Genomic DNA, 25,177 nt, shown 5'->3' with positions numbered 1-25,177 from the left:
TGCCGGCGGCCCTCGGGGGGGCGCACGTTGTGCTCCACGGGTGCCGTCTGCCGGGGCGAGATCTTCACTCGGGGTCCTGGTGGGTGGGACGGTCGCCGCCGCCGGTGTCGCCGGGTCCGCCGGCGCCGCGGAGGACCTGGGCGTAGCGCTCGAATCTCTCGTGGCGCTCGACACGGCGGCGCTTGGCGCGGCGGAACCGGCGGGCGACGAGCCGGGCGAGGTCGGCCGCGCCGACCATACCCGCCTCCGGGCCGAGCTGGGCCCTGGCGATGCGGGCCTCCGGCCGGTAGCCGCGACCGGTGAGATGGCGGCGGAACGATTCCCGGGCCGGGCCGATCAGGAGGTCGTCGGCGGCGCTGACGCCACCGCCGACGACGAAGCACGACGGGTCGAGGGCGGCGGCGAGGTTGGCGATGCCGACGCCCAGCCACTGCCCGATGTCCTGGAGGAGTTCGACGCACATGGCGTCGCCCTCCCTGGCCAGCTCGGTGATCAGCGGGCCGGTGATGTCGGGGATGCTGCCCTTGACCCGCTCGATGATGCCGTACGCGACCGGCGAGTCGGCGGCCGCGAGTTCGCGCGCCTCGCGGACCAGGGCGTTTCCGGAGCTGTACTGCTCCCAGCAGCCGCGGTTCCCGCACGGGCAGCGGTGTCCGCCGGGCACCACCTGCATATGGCCGAACTCGCCGGCGACGCCGAACTTGCCGCGCTTGACGCGGCCGTCCTCCAGGATCGCCCCGCCGATCCCGGTGCCGAGGGTGATCATGACGAGGTGGTCCTCGCCCCGGCCGGCGCCGAAGCGCCACTCGGCCCAGGCCGCGGTGTTCGCGTCGTTGTCGACCATGACGGGAACGGCGAGACGGTTCTGGAGCGAGTCCCGCAGCGGCTCGTTGCGCCAGGCCAGGTGCGGGGCGAAGAGCACCGTGGAGCGGTCGGCGTCCACCCAGCCGGCGGCGCCGATACCCACGGCGTGCACGTCGTGCCGGTCGGAGAGGTCGAGGACCAGTTCGACGATGGTGTCCTCGACGACCTTGGGGCTCTTGGACCTGTCCGGGGTCTCGGTGCGGATCTTCTCCAGGATGAGGCCGTCGGCGTCGACGACACCGGCCATCACCTTGGTGCCGCCGATGTCGATACCCACGGTGGGGACGCGGGGCGCGGTGAGGTGCGAGCGCCGCTCCCGGGGGCCGACGGTCCGCAGGACGGTGGCCCGGGCGGAGCCCCGGTGGGCGAAGTCGCGGTACGTACTCAAGGCGTCCCTGCGGGTCGTGGCGGCGGATCCGGGTCGCCGGAGGCGGATCCGGGGCACCGGAGGCGGATCCGGGGCACCGGAGGCGGGCGGCGCCCGCCGTGCCCGATTGTGCCATCCGGGGCCCGCGCCGGCCCCGGGCGCCGTCCGGCGGGCGGGCGGCGGGCGGGCGGCGGCCGGGCGGGCGGGAGAGGGCGGCCGGGCGGGCGGGAGAGGGCGGCCGGGCAGGTCGGGCGGGAGTGGACGGGCGGGCGGGGCTGACGAGCGCGCCCGTCAGCGGCAGGGCGGAGGGGTGGCCGGGTGCTGGCCGGGGTCCACGTCAGGGTCCACGCAGGGGTCCGCGCCGGGGCGGGGCCGCAGGGGGACCCTGACCCGGTCCGCACGTCAGGCCGGTCCAGCCGGACCCGGCCCGGGCATCCGCCGCCCTCGCCTCCACCCCGCCCGGGCATCCGCGAGCGACCGCGGTAAGGGCCCTCAGGACGCGCGCTTGCGGGCGGCGGTCTTCTTCGCGCCCGCCTTCCCGTCCGCGGGCTTCGGGGAGGCCGCCTTCGAGGACGCGGCCGTCCTGCCCGCCGTCCTGCCCGCCGTCTTCCCGGCCGTCGCACTCTTGGCCGTCGCACTCTTGGCCGTCGCCCGGTCGGCGGGCGCCTTCTCGACCGTCGCCTTCTTGGCCGTCGCCCGGTCGGCGGGCGCCTTCCCCGCAGGTGCCCTCCCCGCGGCCGCCTTCTTGGCGGCCGCCTTCCCGGCAGCCGGCTCGGCGGCGGCCGTCGCGGCCCCCTTCGCCGTCTTCCCCCCGGGCGCCGCCTTCTTCCCCGGCGCCGCCTTCCCACGGGGCTTCAGCTCCGTCACCGGCGCGGAGGCCTCAGCCGCCTCGTCGCCGCGAGCCTCCCTCGCCGCCCGCACGCTGCTCTCCAGAGCGGCCATCAGGTCGATGACCTTTCCGCCGCCCGCCGGCGCCGGCTGCGGCTCCAGTTCGACGCCCTCCGCCTTCGCGGCGATCAGCTCCTCCACCGCCTGCCGGTAGTCGTCGTGCAGCGAGTCGACGTCCACGTCGCCGAGCGTGTCCATCAGCGCGTCGGCCAGATCGAGTTCGGCGTCGCGGACCGTGACGTCCGTGTCCGGCGCGACCCCCTCGGGCCGGCGGACCTCGTCCGGCCAGAGCAGGCCGTGCATCGCGATGACGTCGTCGACGACGCGGAGCATGCCGAGCCGCTCCCGCCCCCGCAGGGCGAACTTGGCGAGTCCGACCTTCCTGCTCCGTTTGAGTGCCTCCCGCAGCAGCGTGTACGGCTTGGCCGCGGGCACGCCGTTCGCCGCGAGGTAGTACGCGCCGGCGATCTGGATCGGGTCGATCTCCGAGGCCGGGACGAAGGCGACGATGTCGATCGTCTTCGTGGTGGGCAGCGGCAGCGAGGCGAGGTCCTCGTCGGTGATCGGGATCATCGTCCCGTCCGCGTCCTCGTACGCCTTCCCGATCTCCGCCTGCGGCACCTCCTGGTCGTCCAGCTCGCAGACCTTGCGGTACCGGACGCGCCCGCCGTCCCGGGTGTGGATCTGGCGGAAGGAGACCGAGCGGCTCTCCGTGGCGTTCACGAGCTTGATCGGAATGCTGACCAGCCCGAAGGAGATCGCACCGTTCCAAATGGATCGCACCTTCTATCCCTTTCATTCAATATGCAGGGATTCATGGGATTCTCATCGTATGACGCCCATCACAGAGGTGGAGGGGCGGCGCCTGGCCCTCAGCAACCTGGACAAGGTCCTCCATCCGGCCACCGGGACCACCAAGGGCGAGGTGCTGCACTACTACGCCGGCATCGCGGACGCGATCCTCACGCATCTGCGGGACCGGCCGCTGTCCTTCCTGCGCTACCCCGACGGCCCCGAGGGCCAGCTGTTCTTCACCAAGAACCCGCCCCCCGGCACGCCCGACTGGGTGCAGGTCGCGGAGGTGCCGCGCTCCTCCCGGGAGACCGGCGAGCAGGTCGTCGTACAGGACCTGCCCTCGCTGATGTGGGCGGCGAACCTGGTCGTGGAGTTCCACACCCCCCAGTGGCGGATCGACCGGCCCGCCCGGGCCGACCGGATGGTCCTCGACCTCGACCCCGGGGCCCCCGCGACGGTCGTGGAGTGCTGCCGGGTGGCGCTGTGGCTGCGGGAACGACTGGCCGCCGACGGTCTGGACGCGTACGCGAAGACCTCGGGCTCGAAGGGGCTGCACCTGCTGGTGCCGCTGGACCCGGCCCCCTCGGCGGAGGTCTCGGCCTACGCCAGGGGCCTGGCCGTGGAGGCGGAGGCGGAACTCGGGGGGCTGGTCGTGCACCGGATGGCCCGCGCTCTGCGCCCGGGGAAGGTCTTCGTCGACCACAGCCAGAACGCCGCGGCCAAGACCACCGCCACGCCGTACACCCTGCGCGCCCGCGCCGAGCCGACCGTGTCCGCGCCCGTCACCTGGGACGAGGTCGAGGGGTGCGGGGCACCCGGGGACCTGGTTCTGCTCCTGGGCGACATGCCGGGGAGGCTCGAACGGCACGGGGACCTGCTCGCGCCGCTCGCCGACCCGGCGTCGGCGGGTGTGCTGCCTTGAACCCCCGCGCCGATGGCCCAGCAGGACCAGCAGGACCAGCAGGACCACCGAGGCCACCAAGGCCGCCGAGGCCTCCGAGGCCTCCGGTGAAGCCGGCGCTCGCGCAGCCGGTGGCCGCACTGCCACGCGGCGAGGGGCTGGCGTACGAGCCCAAGTTCGACGGCCACCGGATACTGCTCTTCAAGATCGACGGCAGCGCCGTGCTCCAGGCCCGCTCGGGACGCATCGTCACCACCGCCTTCCCCGACCTGGCGGAGGCCGCGCTCGCCCTGCCGGACGGCACCGTGGTGGACGGCGAGGCGGTCGTCTGGACCGGGGGCCGGACCGACTTCGCCGCCGTACAGCGCCGGGCGGCCGCCACCGCGGCGCGGGCCCGGCTCCTCGCCCGCCGGCTGCCCGCCTCCTACGCGGCGTTCGACCTGCTCTGGGAGCGCGGAGAGGACCTGCGCCCCGCCCCGTACGAGCGGCGCAGGGGGCGGCTGAGCGCACTGCTCGCGCCCCTCGGACCGCCGCTCCAGCCGGTACCGATGACCACGGACCCCCGGCTCGCCGAGACCTGGTTCGAGACGCTTCCCGAGGCGGGGATCGAAGGGCTGGTGGTGAAGCACCTGGCGGGTCCGTACCGGTCCGGCGCGCGCGACTGGCGCAAGCTGCGCCACACGGAACTGCGCGACGCGGCGGTGACCGGCTTCACCGGGCCGCCGGGCCGCCCGGCCGCACTGGTCCTGGTGCTTCCCGACGACGACACCCCGGTGGTGTCCGGCCCGCTGCCGCCGGCCCTGCGTGCGCGCGCGGGGCAACTGCTCTCGGGTCGTACCGCGGAGCACCCCGAGGGGGCGCCCCGGACGGCGAGGGCGATCGGCCTCGGCGAGGTGCCCTACCGCGCGGTGGAACCGGGGTTGCTGGCCGAGGTCATGCGCGGCACCACCCGGCACACCGTCGTCACGGTCCACCGGCTTCGGGACGACCTCATTAATCAAGTTTGACCACACGGAGGGCGGGGAGTACCCTCCCCAACTGATCAAGTTTGATGAGTCTGCCAGAGGAGTCCGCATGCCCCAGCTGCCCGACACCGGATACCGCCCGACCTCCGACGAACTCGCCTCCGTCCAAGCCTGGTTCGCCGACTACGACGCCGCCGCCGCACGACGCGACATCGAGCGGATGGCGGACCTGGCCGTCTTCCCGCTCAACCTGGTCAGCGACGACTCCACGGGCAGCGGCGCCTCCGCCCAGTGGGACCGCGAGCAGTTCGTCCGGACCATGACCGAGGTCATGGGGGACGGAGGCGAGGACACGACCTTCGAGTCGGTGCGCACACCCGTGTTCCTCGGCCCCGCGATGGCCGTCGTCTTCAGCGACTCCACCATGACGGCGGGCGGCACCACCCGGCAGCTGCGGTACGCCGACATCCTGGTCAAACGGGACGGGCGATGGGCGTTCCAGACCATGATGCAGAACGGCTGGGGCGACAACCTGCGCTGAGCGGCCACGCTCCGCGACCCCTCGGCCCCGCCCGCAGCCGTCCGACACGGCTGCGGGCGGGGCCGTACGCATACGCCTACGCCTGCCACCGCGAAGCCGTGCGGTGCCCCGGAGGCTCGGAGGTCCGCCGCAACCCGCGGGTCCCCCCGTAACCCGTGGATTCCCCCGTAACCCGTGGATTCCCCCGCAACCCGGAGGTCCCCGTACCCCGTGAGTCCCCGCACCCCGCAGGTGCGGCGCCCGGAGGTCCCCGTACCTTCGAGATGCGGCGCCCCGGTGCCTCGGGGTCACCGCTCCGGAAGGGTGGCGTACTGTGCGGCACGCCCAAGAGCGGCCGTTCATCCGGCTCACTTGCGCGGGGTGGGTTGCCGCAGTCCTGGTGCACACTCTCCCCAGGCATCCGGCTCACCGAAGGGAACGGCGTGTTCACGGGGATGGACGAGGTCGACTGGGCCTCGATGGGACATGCGTACGGTCCGGCTGACGACGTGCCGGGGCTGCTGAGGGGGCTCGCTTCGACGGATCCGGCCGAGCGGGAGACCGCACTCGACGGGTTGTACACCGCGGTCCACCACCAGGGCGACGTGTACGACTCCACACTGGCCTGCATCCCCTTCCTGCTGGAACTCGCCGCCAGTCCCGAGGTGGAGGACCGGGGCGCCATCGTGGAGTTGCTGACCAGCATCGGCGGCATCGACCTCGACGACGACGAACTCGACCCGGAAGACGAGGAGTTCGAGGACGCCGCGAACTACGCGATGGCCGCCGCCGCGGTCGCCTCGGGGGCCGACGTCTTCGTCGGGCTGCTCGACGACGCGGACGCCGGGGTCCGGCTCGCCGCACCGTGCGCCCTGGCGATGCTGCACGGCGACCCGGCCCGGGTGCTGGCCCTCCTGCGCGAACGGCTGGAGTCGGAACAGGACACGGAGGTGAGGCTCGCGCTCGTCGAGGCGGTGGGGCGGATCGCCCTGCGCCACGAGGCGCTGCGCGCCGAATCGGTCACCTGGCTGACCACGCTGCTCGCCGCCGACCGGCCGCCCGGGCTGCGGCTCTCGGCCCTGACCCAGCTGGCGCGCTGCGCCCCCGGCCTCCTGCCCGACGACATCGCGTCCACCGCGACCGCGCTGCTGCGGGCCGCGGACGGGGCCGGCTCCGCGGCCGGGACCGGCCCAGGGCCCGGGACCGGGGCCGGGGCCGGGGCCGGGGCCGGGGCCACCGGGCCCAGGGCGAAGGCCGCCGGGGCCGCCGAAGCGAGGGCAGCCGAAGCCAGGGCCACTGAGACGAGCGCCACCGAGACGAGGGCCGCCGAGACGAGGGCCGCCGGGGCCGGTGCCCCGTCGGCGCAGGGCAACGGCGGCGGGCCGGGCGCACCGTGGGCCGACGACCTGCTGCGGACACTCCACTCCGCACTCGGCGACCGCGTCGACGACCGGATCGCGCTGCTCACCGGCCAGCTGAGCAGCGCCGATCCGGCACAGCGCACGGACGCGGTGTGGATGTGCCACGGGCTGATCAGGGCCTGGCGCGGGCCGTACGACGAGGTGGTGCGGCTCGTCGGGGCCCAGCTCGACGACCCCGACCCGCTGCTGCACGGCGCCGCGGTCAGCCTCCTGGAGAGCCTCTTCGGGCTGGCGCTGCCCGCGGCCGACGCTCTCGCGGAGCGGGTGGGGGCCACCGGCGGGGACCGGCAGGCCGACCACCGCGCGCTCATCGCGCTCGCGAGACTCGGCGACCCACGTGCAGTCCCGGCGCTCGCCCGCGCCCTGGAACAGCCTGACCTGCCGCGCGACGTGGCGTTCGCGGTGCCGTACCTCGGCGATCTGGCGGCACCCCTGGTGCCGCTGCTGCGGCGGCGGCTCGCCGAGGTGGCTCTGGACGAGCGGCTCTCCGACCGGGCGGTGCCCCTGCTGACCGGGCTCGCCGGAGTGCGTGCGGCCGAGGCGCTGCCCGAGGTGCTGGGAGTGCTGCACGGGGCGCCGGCGCGGGGCGGCGAGTGGGTGACCGAGGCGTCGCTGCGCGCCCTCACGTCGTTCGGGGCAGCCGCCGTGCCCGCGGCGCCGGCCCTGCGCGCGCTGCTCGGCGGTGCGTCCACGGAGCCGTCCTCGTCGGTCGTCGCGGCCGCGGCGCGGGCGCTGTGGGCGGCGACCGGGGACGCCGCGACGGTGCTGCCGGTGCTCCGCGAGCTGCTCGCGGCGGACGGCCCCGACGAGCGACGCGCCGCGGCGGCCGCGCTGGGCTCGGTGGGCCGCGCGGCGGCCGGCGCGGCGCCCGCCCTGCGCGAGCTGCTCGCCTCGCCGGAACGCTGGCTCCGGATGGACGCGGCGGTGGCGCTGTGGCGGGTCACGGGCGCGGCCGGGGACTCACTGCCGGTGCTGCGGACCGCGTGGGAGGAGAACCGCTACGGGCGCGTCGAGATCGCCGAGTGCCTCGCCGAGATGGGCCCCTCGGCGGAACCGGCGGTGCCGCTGCTGCGTGCGGAACTCTCGCGCCCGCGGCGGCACAACGTGCTGGACGGGGGTTCCGGGAGCCACGACATCGAGCAGGACGAGCGCCTGCTCGCCCTCTGCCGTACGGCGCTCCGCGGCCGTACGTGACACCGCGCTCCGCAGTCATACGTGACACCGCCACCCGCGACAAGCACCGCGGCACTCGGTCGGGCGGGCACGGGGACACCGGGGCGCCCTCTGCCCTACGGCGCTCCGCCGCAAGGCGCTCGGGCGGGCACGGGGACGCCTGCTCACCCTCTGCCCTACGGCGCTCCGCGGCCGTACGTGACACCGCCACCCGCGACAAGCACCGCGGCACTCAGGCGGGCACGGGGACACCGGGGTGCCGCGGCGGCGTCCCGGTGGGTGGGCGCAGGACGTCCGGTGGGGCCGCCCGTACCGGGTGCCGGGCGCCGCCGGACCAGGCCGAGGCCGGACGGCGGAAGCGGTGCCCGTGCCGCCGGAACGGGACCGTGCAAGCACCCGTGCGGACCGTTCACAGATCACCCGTATGACGCAAAAACGACTTCCGTACCCTGGAGGACGGCCCGCTTTCGCATCGACCCCACCCAGGACCCCCCGTGCCCCGTCACCGCACGCCCCGCTCCGCGCCGGCCGCCGTCGCCATCGCCGTCGCCGTCGCCGTCACGGCCGCCGCGCCGCTGCTCGCCGGCTGCGACGACGCGGGCGGACTGGAGAGCGCGGGGCCCACACCGACCGCCACCGGGCCGGTGCGGCTGTGGCCGGAGCTCCCGGAGATATCCGCACCCCCGGTCGACTACGGCGAGAACCGCACCGAGCACATCGAGGGCGTGAAGGTCCCCGGCGGCGACGTCCACGCCGTGGACCCGGTCGCCGTCGTCCAGGCGGACATGGCCGCCCACCCCGGCCGGGTCTCCGAACCCGACGGGCCGGAAGGGCCGGAAGGGCTGGACGGACTGGACGGGCAGACGGCCCGGCAGATCCGGGAGTGCGGCACCAGACCGCAGCAGTGCCCCGTACTGAAGCCGTACTACCGGGACCTCACCGGCGACGGAAAGGACGAGCTGATCGTCGGCATCACCATGCCCAGGCAGCAGACGGCGATCCTCGTGTACACGCCGGAGCGGGGCGGGCTGACGCGCATCATGTCCGACACGGAGGCGATCGTCGGCGTGGAACTCGCCGGCCGCGACCTGGTCCTCCGCGCCGTGTCCGCGGGGATCCCCGGCTACGAGTACCGCACGGTCTGGTCCTGGGACGGACAGCAGCGGGCGATGCTCCCCGAGCGGGACGAGATCATCCATGCGAGGCCGCCCGGGACCGCACCCCAGCCGTCGGCGGACGCACGATGACACGCCCCGCCCCGGTACGCCCCGCCCGGCGGTGGCGGCGCCTTCCGCTACTGCGCGGGCCGGCCTGGACCGCCACGCTCACGTGGAAGGCCGCGGTCTTCATCACCGTGATGTGCTGCGCGCTGGCGGCGCTGCTCGGTGCGCTGGTGCATGTGTCGGTGACCCGCCAGACGGTGGACCAGGCCCGCGAGAAGGCGCTGTCGAAGCTGGAGGCCGTGACCGATGCGTACGAGGCGGGCGAGGCGGCGGACGGCTCCGGAGCGGTGGACCCGCCGGGACTGCCGCCCGGGCTGCGGGAGCTGGCGCTGAGCGGGCAGCGCGGCACGATGGTCTCGGACACCGGCGGCCGGCCGACGATGTGGGCCGCGGGCCCCGCGGACGGCGGTGCGCTGGCGGTGCGGATCGACTACACGCTGAGCGCGCAGACCATCGCGGGCCTGGACCGGGCCATCGTCGGCTCCTCCGCGCTGGCGATCGGCGCGACACTGCTGGCGGGGGCCTTCTCGGTGACCCGGGTGACGCGCCGGCTCCATCTGACCGCCCAGGTGGCGCGGCGGATCAGCGGGGGCGATCTGGACGCGCGCGTCAACGACCCCCGCACCAGGGACCCTGCGCGCGGCGAGGACGAGGTGGCCGCGGTCTCCGGCGCGCTGGACACGATGGCCGCCACCCTCCAGGGCAAGTTGCTGAGCGAGCAGCGGTTCACCGCGGATGTGGCGCACGAGCTGCGCACCCCGCTGACCGGGCTGTCCGCGGCGGCCGAACTGCTGCCGCCGGGGCGCCCGGCGGAGCTGGTGCGGGACCGGGTCAACCGGATGCGGGCGCTGACGGAGGACCTGTTGGAGATATCTCGGCTGGACGCCGGCCGGGAGACGGTCGACCTCGATGTCCACGAACTGGCGCCGCTGGCCGAGCGGGTGGTGCGGACGGCCGGCACCGTCGGTTCGGGGACGGATCTGACGGTCGTGCGCGGCACGAGGGTGGAGACGGACAGGCGGCGGCTTGAGCGGGTGCTCGGCAATCTGATCAGCAACGCGCACAGGCACGGTGCGCGTCCGGTGGTGGTCTCGGTGGACGGGCCGGTGGTGTCCGTCCGGGACCACGGGCCGGGGTATCCGCGGTATCTGCTGGAGCACGGCCCGCAGCGTTTCCGCACCGAGTCGGGTGGCAGCGGCCACGGCCTCGGGCTGACGATCGCGGTGGGGCAGGCGGCGGTGCTGGGGGCGGAGCTGGAGTTCGCCGACGCGCCCGGCGGCGGGGCGCTCGCCCGGCTGACGCTGCCCGAGTACGCCCCTCCCGCCGACCGCCCGGACGGCGGGGACCCGGCGGCACCCCCCACGCACGGCGCCACCCCGGCGGCACCCGGCAGGCACGGAGCCGCACCGGCAACGAACGCCCCACACGGAGCCGCACCGCAAGAAGCCGCACCGCACGGAACCGCACCGCAAGGAACCGCACCGGCCGACCCCGCCGAAGCCTCCGAAACCCCCACAGCCCCCACAGCCCCCGAAACCCCCGCAGCCCCCTGGGTCCCCACAGCCCCCGAGGTCCCCGTAGCCCCATCCGCACCCGCCGCGCACCGCGACGAGGGCACCGACATGCCGCACACCGAATCCGGGGATAAGCGGACATAAGACCCCCGCTTGCTACGTTGCGACGCATGACCGCAACGGCAGCGGAGGCTCCCCCACCCGAACGGCCGCGCCCGGCGCGGCGGCGGGGCGTCGAACTCTCCCTCCTCGTCTGCGCCGTCCTCATCTCCGTCTACGGCTACGCCGGCGTCGGTATGGCCAGGAGCGGAGCCGTCCCCCCGGACGCGCTCGCCTACGGTGCGGGACTCGGTCTGCTCGCCCTGCTCGCCCATCTCGCCGTGCGGCTGAGGGCGCCGTACGCGGACCCGCTGCCGCTGCCGATCGCGGTCCTCCTCAACGGCGTGGGCCTCGTCCTCATCTACCGCCTCGACCTGGAGACCCCGGCCGACCGTGCCGCGCCGGCCCAGCTGATCTGGTCCACCCTGGGCGTCGCGCTGTTCATCGCGGTGGTCGTGCTGCTGCGGGACCACCGCGTGCTGCGGCGCTACGCGTACCTCTCGGTCGCCACCGCGCTGGTCCTGATGACCGTGCCGATCCTCTTCCCCGCGGTGAACGGCGCCCGGATCTGGATCCGGGCAGGCGGCCTCTCCTTCCAGCCGGGCGAGTTCGCCAAGATCCTGCTGGCGGTGTTCTTCGCCGCGTACCTGGCCGCGAACCGCCACGCCCTCGCCCACACCGGCCGTCGGATCGGCCCCGTGCAGCTGCCCGCGGGCCGGGTGCTGGGCCCGGTGGTCGCCGTCTGGCTGATCAGCGTGGCGGTGCTGGTGCTGGAGCGGGACCTCGGTACCTCACTGCTGTTCTTCGGGCTCTTCGTGGTCATGCTCTACGTCGCCACGGGGAGGACCGGCTGGATCGTGGTGGGGCTGCTGCTCGCGGGTTCCGGGGCGTTCGCCGCGGGCACCCTGGAACCGCATGTGCGCGGCCGGGTCGAGTCCTGGATCGATCCGTACGCGTCGATCGCGGCGGGTGACGGGCCGAGTCAGCTCGCCCAGTCGATGTTCTCCTTCGCCTCGGGAGGGGTCCTCGGCAGCGGTCTCGGCGCGGGGCGCTCCATCCTGATCGGCTTCGCGGCGAAGTCCGACTTCATCCTGGCGACCGCCGGCGAGGAGCTGGGGCTGGCCGGGCTGACGGCGCTCTTCCTGCTGTACGGCCTGCTCGTGGCGCTGGGCTACCGGGCCGGACTCGATCTGCGCGACCCCTTCGGCCGGCTGCTCGCCGTGGGCCTCGCCGCGATCCTGGCCGTGCAGGTCTTCGTCGTCGCGGGCGGGGTCACCGGCCTCATCCCGCTGACCGGGATGGCGATGCCGTTCCTGGCGCAGGGCGGCTCGTCCGTCGTCACCAACTGGATCATCGTGGCGCTGCTGATCCGGCTCAGCGACTCGGCGCGTGAGCCGCACCCGGAGCCGGTCGAGTCCGGGGTGATCGCACCCGCCGCGGACCCGGCGGGGCAGCAGGGACGCGCCGGCCCCCAGGGACCGGCCGCAGCGGAGGGCGCGCGGTGAGACGGTACATCCGGCGCGCGGCCGGTCTGAGCCTGTTCCTGCTCGCCGCGCTGCTGGTGAACGCCGTACGCGTCCAGGTGCTACAGGCCGAGGACCTCAACGGCAGTCCGGCGAACCGGCGTCCGGCCATCGCACGCTACGGCGAACCGCGCGGGGACGTCTTCGCCGGCGGCAGACCGGTCACGGGCTCGAAGGACACCGGAGAGCAACTGCGGTACGAGCGCACCTATCCGGACGGCCCCCTGTACGCGCCGGTCACCGGCTACTCCTCGCAGAAGTACGGCACGACCCTGCTCGAGCACGCGGAGGACGGCGTGCTCTCGGGTACCGACCCGGCGCTCGCCCCGCTGCCGTTCTGGAACGAGTTCACTCGCTCCCGGCAGCCCGGCGGCCGGGTCCTGACCACGATCAGGCGGTCCGCGCAGGAGGCCGCCTACCGGGGCCTGAACGGCAGGCGCGGCGCGGTCGCCGCGATCGAGCCGGCGACGGGGAGAATCCTGGCGCTGGTCAGCAGCCCCTCGTACGATCCCGGGCTGCTGTCCGGCAACAGCCCGGCGGTCACCGAGGCATGGCGCCGACTCAACGCGGCGGAGAGCCACCCGATGCTCAACCGGGCGATCCGGCAGACCTATCCGCCCGGCTCCACCTTCAAGATCGTCACAGCCGCCGCCGCGCTGGAGGCGCGGGTGGTCACGGACCCGGACGCCCCCACGGACACGGCGGACCCGTTCGTCATCCCCGGCACCAGGACCACCCTGCCGAACCCGGTGCCGGGCTGCCGGCGCGCGTCCCTGGTGTACGCGATCAAGTGGTCGTGCAACACGGTGATGGCGAACCTCGGCGTGAAGGTGGGGCTGGAGGGCATGCTCGGGACCGCCGGCCGCTTCGGCTTCAACGACGACTCGCTGCGAATCCCGTCCGGTGTGGCGGTGTCCGGCTTCGACCGGCGCATGAGCGTGGACCAGCTGGCGCTGTCGTCCATCGGCCAGTTCGACACCACGGCCACGCCCCTGCAGATGGCCATGGTGGCCGCGGCGGTCGCCAACGGGGGCGAGCTGGCCTACCCGTATCTGGTGGAGCGCACGACCACCTGGGACGGGGACACGGTACGGGAGACACCCCGCCGGTCCTACCGCCGCGCGATGTTCCCGGCGACCGCGCACGAACTGCGGCGGATGATGGTCGAGGCGGCGGAGCGGGGCACGGGCACGCGGGCACTGATCGACGGGGTGACCGTGGGCGGCAAGACCGGCACCGCCCAGCACGGCGTCGGCAACGCCGGCACTCCGTACGCCTGGTTCATCGCCTGGGCCCAGGACCGCGGCGCGCCCCGGCCCGCGGTGGCCGTCGCGGTGGTCGTCGAGGACCCGGAGGCGGCGGGCGGCGAGATCAGCGGCGGCGGCGACGCGGCGCCGATCGCACGGGCGGTGATGGTCGAGGCGCTGAAGCCGGAGACGAGCCGCTGAGGCCGGAGGCGAGCCGCTGAAGCCGGAGGCGAGCCGCTGAGGCCGGAGGCGAGCCGCTGAAGCCGGAGGCGAGCCGCTGAAGCCGGAGGCGAGCCGCTGAAGCCGGGGCGTCCTGGGCGGCGGGCCCGGCGCGGGCCACCGCGTTCGACCGGCTGACCGGTGCCGGCCGTTCAGGCGCGGGGCTCGCGCCGGTTGACCGCGGTCAGGTCGATCTCGACGGGGAACGGACGGTCGACCTTGAGCCGCTGGTGGAAGATGTCGACCGGCATATACGCCAGGGTGGCCGGGTCGAGTTCGTACACGTACACCACGGGCAGTCCGTCCCTCTGCTCGACGCGCCAGAAGTGCGGCACGCGGGCCTGGGCGTACTTGCGGGGTTTGACCTCGCGATCGCGCTCCAGGGAATCGGCCGAGACGACCTCGACCGCGAGGACGACGTCCTCGGGCCTGAACCAGGTCTGACCGGGACCGGTGTCCGCCTCGACCGGAACCACCAGGACATCGGGCTCCGGCCGGTTCCGCCGGTCCAGTCTGACGGTCATCTCCCGGATGGCCTCCAGATCATCCGGCGCTTGGTCCATGAGCGCGTTCTCCAGAAGACGCATGGCACGCGTACGGAATCGAGTCTGCGGACTCATGAAGACGAGGCTCCCGTCGATCAACTCCGTGTGCGGAGGAAGACTCGGAAGCCTGTCCAGGTCGTCCGCCGTCCACCCTCCGGCCGGCGGGCGGGCCCACTCGTACTGGTCATCCAGCCCGTACTCGCGTCCGGCGCTCATGATCGCTCCCATGCGACAGAGGCTGCCTGGTGAGACCAGCGTACCCAGCGACAACCTGCGGGCTTTCTCCGAACGAGTGACATCGCTCGCTGGGCGGCGCCCGGCGCACGTCAGGCCGGTCCGGCCCCGCCCCCGTTCATGCCCCGTCCGCGTTCACGCCCCGTCCGCGGCCGGGTCCGCGCCCCCGTCCCCGCTCCCGCCCTCGCTCCCGTCCGCGATCGCCTCCGCCACCTCGGCCACCCGTGCCGCCTCCTCGGCCGCGAAGCGCTCCCGGTCCAGGTGCTCGGCGAGTTCCTCGTCCTGGGTCATCAGCAGGTCGAGGTTGGAGTCGCCGAGTTCGAAGACGCCCATGTCGACGTAGGCCTTCTGGAGCCGTTCGCCCCAGAGCCCGATGTCCTTGACACAGGGCACGATCCGGCTGAAGAGCAGCTTGCGGAAGAGGTGCAGGAACTCGGACTGCTCGGTGTACTCCTCGGCCTCCCTGGGCGGGATGCCGAAGTCCTCCAGGACTTCGAGACCGCGGATCCGGTCCCGCATGAGGTAGCAGCCCTCGATGACGAACTCCTCGCGCTCGCGCAGTTCGGCGTCCGTGAGCTGCCGGTAGTAGTCGCGGAGCGCCATGCGCCCGAAGGCGACGTGCCGGGCCTCGTCCTGCATGACATAGGCGAGGATCTGCTTCGGCAGCGGCTTGTCGGTGGTGTCGCGGATCATGCCGAACGCGGCGAGCGCCAGGCCCTCGATGAGCACCTGCATGCCGAGGTACGGCATGTCCCAGCGGGAGTCGCGGAGGGTGTCGCCGAGCAGGCCCTGGAGGTTGTCGTTGATCGGGTAGAGCATCCCGATCTTCTCGTGCAGGAAGCGGCCGTAGACCTCCGCGTGCCGCGCCTCGTCCATGGTCTGGGTGGCGGAGTAGAACTTCGCGTCGAGGTCGGGGACGGACTCGACGATCCGCGCCGCGCAGACCATCGCGCCCTGTTCCCCGTGCAGGAACTGGCTGAACTGCCAGGAGGAGTAGTGCCGGCGCAGCTCCCCCTTGTCCTTCTCGGTCATCTTCGCCCAGTGGCGGGTCCCGTAGAGGCTGAGGGCCTCGTCGGGGGTGCCGAGAGGGTCGTACGGGTCGACCTCGAGATCCCAGTCGATGCGCCTGGCGCCGTCCCACTGCTTGTCCTTGCCCTTCTGGTAGAGGGCGAGCAGGCGGTCGCGACCGTCGTCGTACTCCCAGCTGAAGCGGGCGTGGCCGGCTGCCGGTACGGACCAGACGGGTTCCTGGGGCGGGCTGGTGTAGCGGTCATACGTCGACACGAAAGGCTCCCTCGCCTCGCACTGACGAACTGACGGTCTGCTGGCAGGCTCACACGCTGGTAGACGCGCAGTCAACAAGTGACGCACAAGGGATTGACGGTCTTGCTGACGCACAGTCTCATAAGTCGCATGACGACCGTGACCGAACGCGATCTCACGCCGATCCGCGACGCCCTCGGGCCCCTGCGGGACCGCGAACAGGTCGCCGCGCGACTGCTCGAGTCCTCGGCCAGGCACTCCTTCGACCCCGACAGGGAACTCGACTGGGACGCCCCGTTCGAGGAGGGCAAGTGGTTCTGGCCACCGGAACTGGTGTCCCTCTACGACACCCCGCTGTGGCGGCGGATGTCCGAGGAACAGCGGATGGAGCTGGCCCGGCACGAGGCCGCCTCCCTCGCCTCCCTCGGCATCTGGTTCGAGGTCATCCTGATGCAGCTGCTGGTGCGGCACATCTACGACAAACCCGTGACCAGCGATCACGTGCGCTACGCCCTCACCGAGATAGCGGACGAGTGCCGGCACTCGATGATGTTCGCCAGGATGATCAGGAAGGGCGGCACCCCCGTCTACCCGGTACCGCGCCTCTACCACAACCTCGCCCGCGTACTGAAGACCGTCTCCACGACCCCGGGCTCCTTCGCCGCCACGCTCCTCGGCGAGGAGATCCTCGACTGGATGCAGCGCCTGGCCTTCCCCGACGAACGCGTGCAGACCCTGATCCGCGGTGTGACACGGATCCACGTGGCGGAGGAGGCGCGGCACGTCCGGTACGCGCGCGAGGAGCTGCGCCGCCAGATGGTGACCGCACCGCGCTGGGAGCGGGAACTCACCCGGCTCAGCTGCGGCGAGGCCGCCCGGGTGTTCTCCGTCTGCTTCGTCAACCCCGAGGTCTACGGCAGCGTCGGCCTGGACCGGCGCGAGGCCGTCGCCCAGGTGAAGGCGAGCGGGCACCGCCGCGAGGTGATGCGGTCGGGAGCCGGACGCCTGACGGACTTCCTCGACGACATCGGCGTCCTGAGGGGCCCGGGCCGCCGGCTGTGGCGGAGTTCGGGGCTCCTCGCCTGAGTGCGCCGGGGTGCGCCTGAGTACGCCTGAGTGCGCCGGGGTGGCGGGCGGCGCAGGACGGGGCGGCTCCCGGCCCGGGAGGCGGGCGGCGTGCGTTGATGGCGCCTCGGTCGTGGGATCCATGCCGCTGTTCCCCGATCCGGCATTCCCCGATCCGGCGTTCCCCGGTAGCCGCCGGAGACGGGTCCCCGCGCCGGAAGGCGGCCGTTAGGCTGCCGGTATGACCTCCAGTGCCCCCGAGACGCAGCGCGCGTACCGGCGCCTCAGCGTGGAGGAGCGGCGCGGCCAGCTCCTCCGTGCCGCCCTCACGCTGTTCGCACACCGGGCGCCGGAGGACGTGTCACTCGACGACGTGGCCGAGACCGCCGGGGTGTCCCGGCCGCTCGTCTACCGGTACTTCCCCGGCGGCAAGCAGCAGTTGTACGAGGCCGCGCTGCGCAGCTCCGCCGACGCACTCGTACTGTGCTTCACCGAACCGCCCACCGGTCCGCCGAGCGAACGGCTGGGCCGGGTGCTGGACCGCTACCTCGACTTCGTCGACAAGCACGACGCCGGGTTCAGCGCGCTGATGCGCGGGGGCAGCGTCGCCGAGACGTCCCGTACCAGCGCGATCGTGGACGAGGTGCGACGGGCGGCCGCCGAGCAGATCCTGGTGCACCTCGGCGTCCCGGGGTCGGGCCCGCGCCTGCGCCTACGCCTGATGGTCCGCACCTGGATCGCCGCGGTGGAGGCGGCCTCGCTGATCTGGCTGGACGAGGACAAGCACCCGTCCCCCGGAGAACTCCGCGACTGGCTGATCGGCCATCTCGTCGCCCTGCTCACGGCGACGGCGGCCACCGACGAGGAGACCGCGCACGTCGTCCGGGAGCTGCTCGCGCTGGAGACCCCGGCCGGTCCGGTGGGCACGCTCGCCCGTCAGGTACTGCCCCTGACGGACGACGCGGGCCACCTGCTCCGGGACGGGTTCGCCGGGTAGTCCGCCCCGGAAGTGCACGGGTGCGGGTGCACCGGCACCGCCCGGATCGCACGGCAGCGCCCGGGTCGCACGGCACGGCCCCGATCCGCACGGCAGCGCCACCGCCCCGGAAGGGACGGGACGGCGGCGCTGAGCGAGACTGGACGGGTGAGAAGCGAGAACACCCCCTTCGTCGGAGGCCCGCTCGACGGACGGGTGCTGCCCGTCCTGGTCGGCCCCACCGGCAACCCTCCCCCCTGGTACGAGGTGCCGGTGCCGGCCGAGGACGGCGGGCCGAACACCGTGTACGCCTACCGGCGGGTCGTCGCCGGGCACACCAGGCGGCTCGGGCTGCCGCGCGGCTGGAGGTACGAGTACGCCCCGGAGGGGCGGGAGCGCCGCAGGCTCGACTGGCCCTGGTCGAAGCCGAAGCGGGCCCGATAGCTCGACGGCGAGCGCGGCGCCGTACGGGGGCGTACGGAGGCCGTGCGCGGCCATGCGGGGACGTATGGGACACACGGGACGTACGGGACAGGCGAGCGGCTCGGGCACCGAGCACCGAGCACCGGCAGTGTCCACGGAGGCAGCGTTCGGTGTCCACGGCGTACGGCACCGGCTCTACCCGCTCTACCCGCTCCACGCGGCGTCCGATTCGGCACGGCGTCCCGCACGGCGCCCTGCCCGGTGCGAGGCCCGCGCGGCGAGCCGGACGCGGTCCCCGGCGGCCGGCAGCGGGGGCGGGAGGCCGCGCGGATGCCGCCGTGGGCCGGCGGTGCAGTGCGATCCGTGAGGCGCCCGGGGAGGAGACTCCGCCCCGGCCCCGCACCTCGCAGGCCGGGGCGGGACCGTCACGTCAGCCGTCGGCCTCAGGCCGCCGTGCCGCCGACCGAGGCCAGGTAGGCGGCCGTCTTCTCGGGGTCGAAGAAGAAGTTCTCGAAGTCCGAAGGGTCGTTGAAGCCGTTCGCGAAGCGGTCGGCGACCGGCTGGAGCCGGCCCGCCGCGCCGATCAGGCCGAGCACGTGCTCGGGCGGGACGCCCAGCATCGCGTTGGTCCACTTGGTGACGTGCTGCGCCATCTCCCAGTAGCGGTCGAACGTCGCCCGCATCCAGTGCTCGTCGAAGGGCCGGTCGCCGTGTTCCACGATCGATGCCAGGTAGGCGGCGGCGCACTTCGAGGCGAAGTTGGAGCCCTGCCCGGTGACCGGGTCGTTCGCCACGACGACGTCCCCGACGCCGAGCACCAGGCCGCCGCCGGGCAGCCGGCCGACCGGGTTGCGCACGGTCGGGGCGTAACGGCCGGACAGGGTGGCGCCCGCGTCGGTCAGTTCGACCTCGGCCGTGCGGGCGTGCTCCCACGGCGTGAACTTCCTCATCAGGTCCAGCGTGAGGGAGAGGTGCTCGGCGGGGTCCTTCAGCCCCTGGAAGACATCGAGCGGGCCGCCCGGAACGCCCTCCCAGAACAGGATGTCCGCCCGCCCCGAAAGGGTCAGCGTGGGCATGACGAACAGCTCGCCGACCCCCGGGACCAGGTTGCAGCGGACCGCGTCCAGATCGGGGTGCTCGGGACGCGGGCCGAGGCCGTGGACGTAGGCGACCGCGAGGGCGCGCTGGGGCTCGCTGTACGGGGAACGGGAGGCGTCGCGGCCGAACATCGACACGAGTTCGCCCTTGCCCGCCGACACCAGCACCAGGTCGTAGGCGCGGGCGAAGTAGTCGAGGTCGGAGACGGCCGCGCCGTGTATGACGAGCTGGCCGCCGCGCTGTGCGAAGGTCTCCATCCAGCCGGCCATCTTCAGCCGCTGGTCGATCGACTGGGCGTAGCCGTCGAGCCGTCCGAGCCAGTCGACGGCCCGCTGCGAGTCAGGACCGGCCACGGAGACGCCGAGTCCCTGGATCTTCGGGGCCTGCGACTCCCAGAAGTTGATCTGGAGATCGCGCTCGTGCTGGAGCGCGGTGTGGAACATGCACTGGGTGGACATGACCCGGCCGGACCGGATCTCCTCCGCCGTGCGGTTGGACATCAGAGTGACCGCGTAGCCCTGCGCCTGGAGGCCGAGGGCGAGCTGAAGACCGGACTGACCGGCGCCGACTATCAGGATCTTCCGCATGACTCGTCTCTTTCTGGATGTACGGGGATGGAGACGTACGGGATGTGGGGGGCGGCGGGAGGCTATTCGGGAGTGACGTCGAGCGCGTGGCCCACGAGCGTGAGCAGTGACTCGACCACCGTGGTCCGCCGGCGCGCGTCCATGATCACCACTGGGACGTGCGCGGGTACGGTCAGGGCCTCCCGCACGTCGTCGGCCTCGTAGGACGGGGTTCCCTCGAAGTGGTTGACGGCGACGACGTAGGGGATGCCGCAGCTCTCGAAGTAGTCCAGCGCCGGGAAGCAGTCCTTCAGCCGCCGGGTGTCGGCCATCACGATCGCGCCGATCGCGCCCCGCACCAGGTCGTCCCACATGAACCAGAACCGCTGCTGGCCCGGGGTGCCGAAGAGGTACAGCACGAGATCGTCGTCGAGGGTGATCCGTCCGAAGTCCATCGCGACGGTCGTGGTCTGCTTCTCCGGCGTGGCGGTGAGATCGTCGGTCTCCTCGCTCGCCTGCGTCATCAGCGCCTCGGTCTGCAACGGCGTGATCTCGGAGACCGACCCGACGAAGGTCGTCTTGCCCACGCCGAAACCGCCCGCGACGACGATCTTGGTGGCGATCGGTGCACGGGTGTGGTCGTTCTGCCAGGGCTGTATGTTCTCGTCCTCCGCGGCGGTGGCGAGGTCAGAGACGACGGAGTCCACTCAGCACCCTTTCGAGCAGCGCGCGGTCGGGGCGGCCGTCGCCGTGCCCGGTGCCGTACACACGTATCATTCCTTGGTCCGCGAGGTCGCTGATCAGCACCCGGACCACGCCCAGGGGCATCTTCAGCAGCGCGGAGATCTCGGCGACCGTCCGCATCCGGCGGCAGAGTTCGACGATGGCCCGCATCTCGGGCATCACCCGGGACGTGAGGTTGCCGTTCGTCAGCTCCTTCCGGTCGTCGCCCGCCTCCAGGGCCGCGACGAACGTCTCGACCAGGAGGACATGGCCGAAGCGGGTGCGGCCTCCGGTGAGCGAGTAGGGGCGGACGCGGGCGGGACGTTTTCCGTCCCCCCGTACCGGGAGCCGGGGGGCGGGCTGGGCGGCGGTCACTTGGCACTCTCCAACGACTTGCGCAGTTCACTGCGGACTTCGGGGGTGAGTACGTGTCCGGCGCGACCCACGAAGAGCGCCATGTGGTAGGCGACGACGGTCATGTCGCAGTCCGCGGTGGCGTGCACGCCGAGCAGCGAGCCGTCGCTGATCGACATCACGAAGAGGCTGCCCTCCTCCATCGCGACCATGGTCTGCTTGACGCCGCCGCCGTCCATCAGCTTGGCCGCGCCGATGGTCAGGCTGCCGATGCCGGAGACGACGGTGGCGAGGTCTGCGCTGGAACCACGCGGGCCGTCCTGGCGGGGTGACGCGCTGGACGCGGCGTTGTGCGCCGGGTCGGAGGAGAGCAGAAGCAGTCCGTCGGACGAGACGACGGCGACGGAGTGCACTCCCGGTACCTCCTCGACGAGGTTGCCCAACAACCAGTGAAGGTTACGGGCTTCGCTGCTCAGCCCGAAGGTTCCTGTCGCGGTCAACTGCGTGCCTCCTCGACGGTGTCCCCCGATTCCTCGCTCTGTGACGTCTGTTCCGCGCCGTGTGGCCGGGCAGGTTCGGCGAACTCCGCCTCCACGTCGCGGCGACCCTCCTTGGCACCCTGGTGGAATCCGCCGAGGCGCCGGCGGAGTTCCTCGGCGTCGACGGACCTGCGGCGCTCCTTGGGCGCGCCGAGCGGTGCGACGACCCTGGGCGTCCGCTTGGGCAGACCCTTGTCGGTGACGATCTCCTCGGCGTCGCCGGGCTCCGCGGCGGCCTCGGCCTCCGGGGTGCGGTGGCCGTCCGCGGCCGCGCCGCCCTGGTCTGGGGCGGGGTCGGCGGCGGGGTCGATGGCGAGGGCGGTGGCGGGGTCGGTGGCCGGGTCGGTGGCGGAGTCTGGGCCGCTCGCTCCGTGCCTTCTGCCGGGTGCGGCCCCCGTCCCGTCGCGCTCATGGGCGTCGGGCTCCGGTGCGGGGTGGGGCAGACGGACCTGGAGGGTGGTCTCCGGGGTGGACGCGGCGGGCTCCCCGGCGCCCTCACCGCCGTGCCCGTGGTCAGCACCGTGCCCGTGGTCAGCACCGTGCCCGTGGTCAGCACCGCGGCCTTGACCACCGTCAAGGCCGTACTCGCCGCCGTGCCCATGGTCACCGCCGTGGCTCTGCTCACCGCCGTGGCCCTGCTCACCGCCGTGGCCCTGCTCACCACGCCCGTGTTCGCCGTCTCGGCCGTACCCGCTGCCGGGGACGGGCTCGCCGTCCGGACTGTGCGGCTGCTCGGCCTCGGTCACGAAGGCGGCAGGAGCGTTCGAGGGTTCGGGTGCGAAGGGGGAACGGCCGGGAGACGCCTCAGGCCCGAAGGGCGAAGACCCGGGAGCGGCACCGGCGTCGCCACCCGTCTGCCCCACGGCGGGCCCCGGCGCGAAGGACCCTGCACCGGACGTCGTGGCCCCGTGTTCCGTGCCCGTCCCACTCGCCGCGCCGCTGACCGCCCCGCTCGACGTCCCAGTCACCGCGCCGCTGACCGCCCCGCTCACCGTCCCACTCGCCGCGCCGCTCGCCGGCTCGGAGGGCGTTCGGGGCCCCGGCACGGCGGACCCGGTCCCCGCCCCGTCCACTCCGGCGTCCTGGACGGCCTGCTCGGCCGCGGCGACCAGCGGGTCGCCGACGGGGACGCGCCGGCCGGGCAGTGCGTTGGAGTTGGCCTCCGCGACCGAGCCGGGGAGGCTCACCGCCGGACCGGCACCGGGCACGGGAACGGTCTGCCGCGAGGCCGTCGCCGGGCCTTCCGGCAGCAGTCCCTGCGGAAGGACCACCACGGCGGCGATTCCGCCGCCCTTCTGCTCTCGCAGCTGGACCCGCACACCGTGGCGACGGGCCAGCAGGCCGGCCACCTGCAGCCCCAGTCCCTCGCCGTTCTCAGCGGGGTCGAGGTCGTCCGCCCGCTCGGTGGACGCCAGGCGCGTGTTGACTTCCTCGAGCCGGTCAGGGGCCATCCCGATGCCCTCGTCCTGGACGGAGAGCATGATCTCGCCGCTCTCCAGCAGCCATCCGGAGAGCTGGACCTGGGCGTCCGGGGGCGAGAAGGACGCGGCGTTCTCCAGCAGTTCCGCCACGAGGTGGCTCAGGTCGTCGGCTGCGAACCCGGCGATGTGGGCGTGCGGCGGCAGGGACTGGATGGTGACGCGCTCGTACCGCTCGATCTCGCTCACCGCGGCGCGCATGACGTCGACCAGCGGCACCGGGCCGGGGTGGCTGTGGCCGTGCTCGGCTCCGGCGAGGACCAGCAGGTTCTCGCTGTGGCGGCGCATCACCGTGGCCATGTGGTCGAGCTTGAAGAGGGTGGCGAGGCGGTCCGGGTCCTGCTCCCGCTCCTCCAGGCCCTCGATGACCCCCAGCTGGCGCTCGACGAGACCGAGGGTGCGCAGGGCGAGGTTGACGAAGGTGTGGCCCACCGTGCGGCGCAGCTTGGCCAGCTGCTCCGTGACCTCGGCCGTGCGCTCCTGGAGTTCGGCCCGCTGGGCGGTGAACTCCTGCCGGGAGGAGTCCGGTTCACCGCTCTCGGTGTCCAGGTGCCGACTGCGGGCGGCAAGGTCCACCAGCTTGCCATGCAGGATGTTGAGCGACCGCACGACCTGGGCGAACTCGTCGTTGCGGCCGGTGAAACGGATCGGCTCCTCACCCTCGGGCGCCCCCGCGAGGCGGGCCGCCCCGATACGGAGCACGGCCAGCGGGCGCGTGAGGGTGCGGGCGACGGCCGCGGAGACGCCGATGGCGACGAGCAGGCAGCCACCGAGCAGGGCGATGCGCAGTTCCAGGGCGGTGACGTCGTCGTCGCGGAGCTGCTCCAGGCGCTCGACCTGGGCGGACGCGAGCGCGGACTCGACGCCGCGCATCTGCTCGATCCTGGCGGACAGCGAGGCCTCGAGCTTCTCGCGGTTGGACGCGCGGTCCTTCTCGGAGAGTTCGGGCTGGTCCGTGAGGCGGGTGAGATAGGCCTCGGCCGTCTTGACGTCGGGGCCGGTGACGGTGCCGGTGAGCCGGCCGCGGGCCTCGGTTCCCGCCACCTGGTCGAAGTCGGCGAGCGCGGCGAGCTCGCGGACGCGCGCCTGCTGCGCCGCAGCGCTGAGGACGTCGCGGGCGGCCTCGGTTCGGGCGTCGTCCTCGTTCTCGACGGGCAGCCCCGTGATCGGGTCGTAGGAGGGGCCGTCGCTCGTCTGGCCGGGCACGGACAGCGCGGCGAGCAGCAGGCCGCGGGTGGCGGACGCCTGCTCGACCGCGAGGCCGAGGGCCGCCGGCGCGCGGGTGGCCTCGGCGGCGCGGGCGGGCGTCGTCTCGGCGAGTTCCCCGGCGAGAGCGTGCAGCCCTTCGATGATGTCGGTGTACGCCTTGTACGCCTCGATGGCGGCGCCCTCGCCGGTGAGCGCGGCGCGCCGGACGGAGTTCACGGTGCCGAGGCCACGGCGCAGGTCGGCGTGGTCGGCCGGGACGTTGCCCCGGATCTCGTCTATCTGCCGGTCGACTCGGGCGCTGCGGTTGCCGGAGATCTCGCGGCGGTCCTTCTTGTCGCCCTGCTGGTCCTCGCGGCCTGCCGCGATGTACGCGGTGACCTCGTCGCGCTCGTCGGCGAGGGAGTGGGCCAGGGTGACGGCCTGGCGGTTGAGCTCGGCGAGGGTGACGAGCCGCTGGGACTCGGTCAGGTCGTCGGAGGCGAGGAGGATCGCCGGAGCACCGGCGGCCGCGACCGTGAGGGTGATGGCGGCGACGCCCGCCACCAGCCGGCGGCGTACCCGTACGGGGCGCCCGCCGGGGAGGAGCGCGGGGTCGGAGGCCGCCCGGGCCTCGGCCGAGGGTCCCGTGTACGCCGGGGGCACGGCAGCCGCACGACCGTCCGACGTCGCCGAGGGGATCGCGGGCGACGAGGGCACCTGCGGTGCCGCGGGCCCCGAAGAGGCCGTACCGTCCGTGCTGCCCTTGCCCCGAGGCCGCTTCTTCTGCACCGGTGCTCGCATTCCTGACTCGTCCGCCCATGAAGCAGAGGTGACGACCGGTCATCACACGCGAGTCCCCCACCTCTGGCACGATCCACGACCATCCCAGCGGCTTCAAGAGGGGGGCGCTCATCGGCCGCTCCGCCACACGAACGAGTGAACACGACTCCGGAGTTGGCAAACAACCCGTTCGCAATTGCACTTTCCCTGTGCACAGAGGATCAGT

The 25,177-nt window shown here is 73.4% G+C and carries 20 protein-coding genes; 11 read left to right on the top strand and 9 right to left on the bottom strand.

Annotation, left to right across the window (positions count from 1 at the left end; genetic code table 11):
- Positions 1-64 precede the first annotated feature (64 nt).
- Together DDQ41_RS23490 and ku are read right to left on the bottom strand one after the other, a co-directional pair.
- Positions 65-1,252, bottom strand: a complete 1,188-nt coding sequence (locus tag DDQ41_RS23490; protein ID WP_109297909.1) for an ROK family glucokinase — start codon at positions 1,250-1,252, stop codon at positions 65-67.
- A gap of 471 nt (positions 1,253-1,723) precedes the next feature.
- Positions 1,724-2,902 (bottom strand): non-homologous end joining protein Ku, encoded by a 1,179-nt coding sequence (gene ku, locus DDQ41_RS23485; protein ID WP_109296255.1) that lies wholly within the window; start codon positions 2,900-2,902, stop codon positions 1,724-1,726.
- Positions 2,903-2,951: 49 nt separating this feature from the next.
- On the opposite strand from ku, the gene ligD reads away from it, so the two are divergent.
- The 8 genes from ligD (at position 2,952) to DDQ41_RS23445 (ending at position 13,701) form a co-directional block, all read left to right on the top strand.
- Positions 2,952-3,836: a non-homologous end-joining DNA ligase gene (gene ligD, locus DDQ41_RS23480; RefSeq protein WP_109296254.1), complete on the top strand. Its 885-nt coding sequence runs from the start codon at positions 2,952-2,954 to the stop codon at positions 3,834-3,836.
- An 86-nt stretch (positions 3,837-3,922) separates the two neighbouring features.
- Positions 3,923-4,822 carry an ATP-dependent DNA ligase gene (locus DDQ41_RS23475; RefSeq protein ID WP_109296253.1) on the top strand — a complete coding sequence of 300 codons (900 nt, stop codon included), beginning with the start codon at positions 3,923-3,925 and terminating at the stop codon, positions 4,820-4,822.
- Between the two features lie 67 nt (positions 4,823-4,889).
- The gene (locus DDQ41_RS23470; protein ID WP_109296252.1) at positions 4,890-5,321 is read left to right on the top strand and encodes a nuclear transport factor 2 family protein; all 432 of its coding nucleotides are present in this window, start codon (positions 4,890-4,892) and stop codon (positions 5,319-5,321) included.
- Between the two features lie 422 nt (positions 5,322-5,743).
- Positions 5,744-7,915: a HEAT repeat domain-containing protein gene (locus DDQ41_RS23465; protein WP_109296251.1), complete on the top strand. Its 2,172-nt coding sequence runs from the start codon at positions 5,744-5,746 to the stop codon at positions 7,913-7,915.
- Between the two features lie 473 nt (positions 7,916-8,388).
- Complete coding sequence (locus tag DDQ41_RS23460) at positions 8,389-9,141, top strand: hypothetical protein (RefSeq protein WP_109296250.1); 753 nt, start codon at positions 8,389-8,391, stop codon at positions 9,139-9,141.
- Entirely contained in the window at positions 9,138-10,775 is a 1,638-nt protein-coding gene (locus DDQ41_RS23455) for a sensor histidine kinase (RefSeq protein ID WP_109296249.1), read from the top strand. Before DDQ41_RS23460 ends, DDQ41_RS23455 begins: the two co-directional genes overlap by 4 nt.
- Before the next feature lie 26 nt (positions 10,776-10,801).
- Positions 10,802-12,235: an FtsW/RodA/SpoVE family cell cycle protein gene (locus DDQ41_RS23450; protein ID WP_109296248.1), complete on the top strand. Its 1,434-nt coding sequence runs from the start codon at positions 10,802-10,804 to the stop codon at positions 12,233-12,235.
- Complete coding sequence (locus DDQ41_RS23445; protein ID WP_109296247.1) at positions 12,232-13,701, top strand: penicillin-binding transpeptidase domain-containing protein; 1,470 nt, start codon at positions 12,232-12,234, stop codon at positions 13,699-13,701. Before DDQ41_RS23450 ends, DDQ41_RS23445 begins: the two co-directional genes overlap by 4 nt.
- A gap of 170 nt (positions 13,702-13,871) precedes the next feature.
- Here the strand turns inward: DDQ41_RS23445 and DDQ41_RS23440 are convergent, their stop codons facing one another.
- Positions 13,872-14,480 (bottom strand): Uma2 family endonuclease, encoded by a 609-nt coding sequence (locus DDQ41_RS23440; RefSeq protein ID WP_109297908.1) that lies wholly within the window; start codon positions 14,478-14,480, stop codon positions 13,872-13,874.
- 153 nt (positions 14,481-14,633) lie between these two features.
- Complete coding sequence (locus tag DDQ41_RS23435; protein WP_109296246.1) at positions 14,634-15,782, bottom strand: ferritin-like domain-containing protein; 1,149 nt, start codon at positions 15,780-15,782, stop codon at positions 14,634-14,636.
- A 129-nt stretch (positions 15,783-15,911) separates the two neighbouring features.
- Here DDQ41_RS23435 and DDQ41_RS23430 point away from each other — a divergent pair, with 129 nt between their 5' ends.
- The 3 genes from DDQ41_RS23430 (at position 15,912) to DDQ41_RS23420 (ending at position 18,246) form a co-directional block, all read left to right on the top strand.
- Positions 15,912-16,847 (top strand): AurF N-oxygenase family protein, encoded by a 936-nt coding sequence (locus DDQ41_RS23430; RefSeq protein ID WP_109296245.1) that lies wholly within the window; start codon positions 15,912-15,914, stop codon positions 16,845-16,847.
- 220 nt (positions 16,848-17,067) lie between these two features.
- The gene (locus DDQ41_RS23425; protein ID WP_109296244.1) at positions 17,068-17,823 is read left to right on the top strand and encodes a TetR/AcrR family transcriptional regulator; all 756 of its coding nucleotides are present in this window, start codon (positions 17,068-17,070) and stop codon (positions 17,821-17,823) included.
- Between the two features lie 147 nt (positions 17,824-17,970).
- Positions 17,971-18,246 (top strand): hypothetical protein, encoded by a 276-nt coding sequence (locus DDQ41_RS23420; RefSeq protein ID WP_109296243.1) that lies wholly within the window; start codon positions 17,971-17,973, stop codon positions 18,244-18,246.
- 422 nt (positions 18,247-18,668) lie between these two features.
- Here DDQ41_RS23420 and DDQ41_RS23415 read toward each other — a convergent pair whose 3' ends face one another.
- The 5 genes from DDQ41_RS23415 to DDQ41_RS23395 all read right to left on the bottom strand — a co-directional run bounded on the left by DDQ41_RS23415 (position 18,669) and on the right by DDQ41_RS23395 (position 24,960).
- A complete protein-coding gene (locus DDQ41_RS23415; RefSeq protein ID WP_109296242.1) occupies positions 18,669-19,910 on the bottom strand; it encodes a styrene monooxygenase/indole monooxygenase family protein in 1,242 nt (413 codons plus the stop codon).
- A 62-nt stretch (positions 19,911-19,972) separates the two neighbouring features.
- Complete coding sequence (locus DDQ41_RS23410) at positions 19,973-20,596, bottom strand: GTP-binding protein (RefSeq protein ID WP_109296241.1); 624 nt, start codon at positions 20,594-20,596, stop codon at positions 19,973-19,975.
- Positions 20,577-20,987 (bottom strand): DUF742 domain-containing protein, encoded by a 411-nt coding sequence (locus DDQ41_RS23405; protein ID WP_109296240.1) that lies wholly within the window; start codon positions 20,985-20,987, stop codon positions 20,577-20,579. Before DDQ41_RS23405 ends, DDQ41_RS23410 begins: the two co-directional genes overlap by 20 nt.
- Positions 20,984-21,466, bottom strand: coding sequence for a roadblock/LC7 domain-containing protein (locus tag DDQ41_RS23400; RefSeq protein ID WP_109296239.1), 483 nt, complete (start codon positions 21,464-21,466; stop codon positions 20,984-20,986). Before DDQ41_RS23400 ends, DDQ41_RS23405 begins: the two co-directional genes overlap by 4 nt.
- Positions 21,463-24,960, bottom strand: a complete 3,498-nt coding sequence (locus DDQ41_RS23395) for a sensor histidine kinase (protein WP_174720315.1) — start codon at positions 24,958-24,960, stop codon at positions 21,463-21,465. Before DDQ41_RS23395 ends, DDQ41_RS23400 begins: the two co-directional genes overlap by 4 nt.
- Positions 24,961-25,177 lie beyond the last annotated feature (217 nt).

Origin of the sequence: Streptomyces spongiicola (assembly GCF_003122365.1) — a bacterium.
GTDB lineage: Bacteria > Actinomycetota > Actinomycetes > Streptomycetales > Streptomycetaceae > Streptomyces > Streptomyces spongiicola.
The sequence above is the reverse complement of the archived record's forward strand: the minus strand, read 5'-3'. Positions and strand labels throughout refer to the sequence as shown.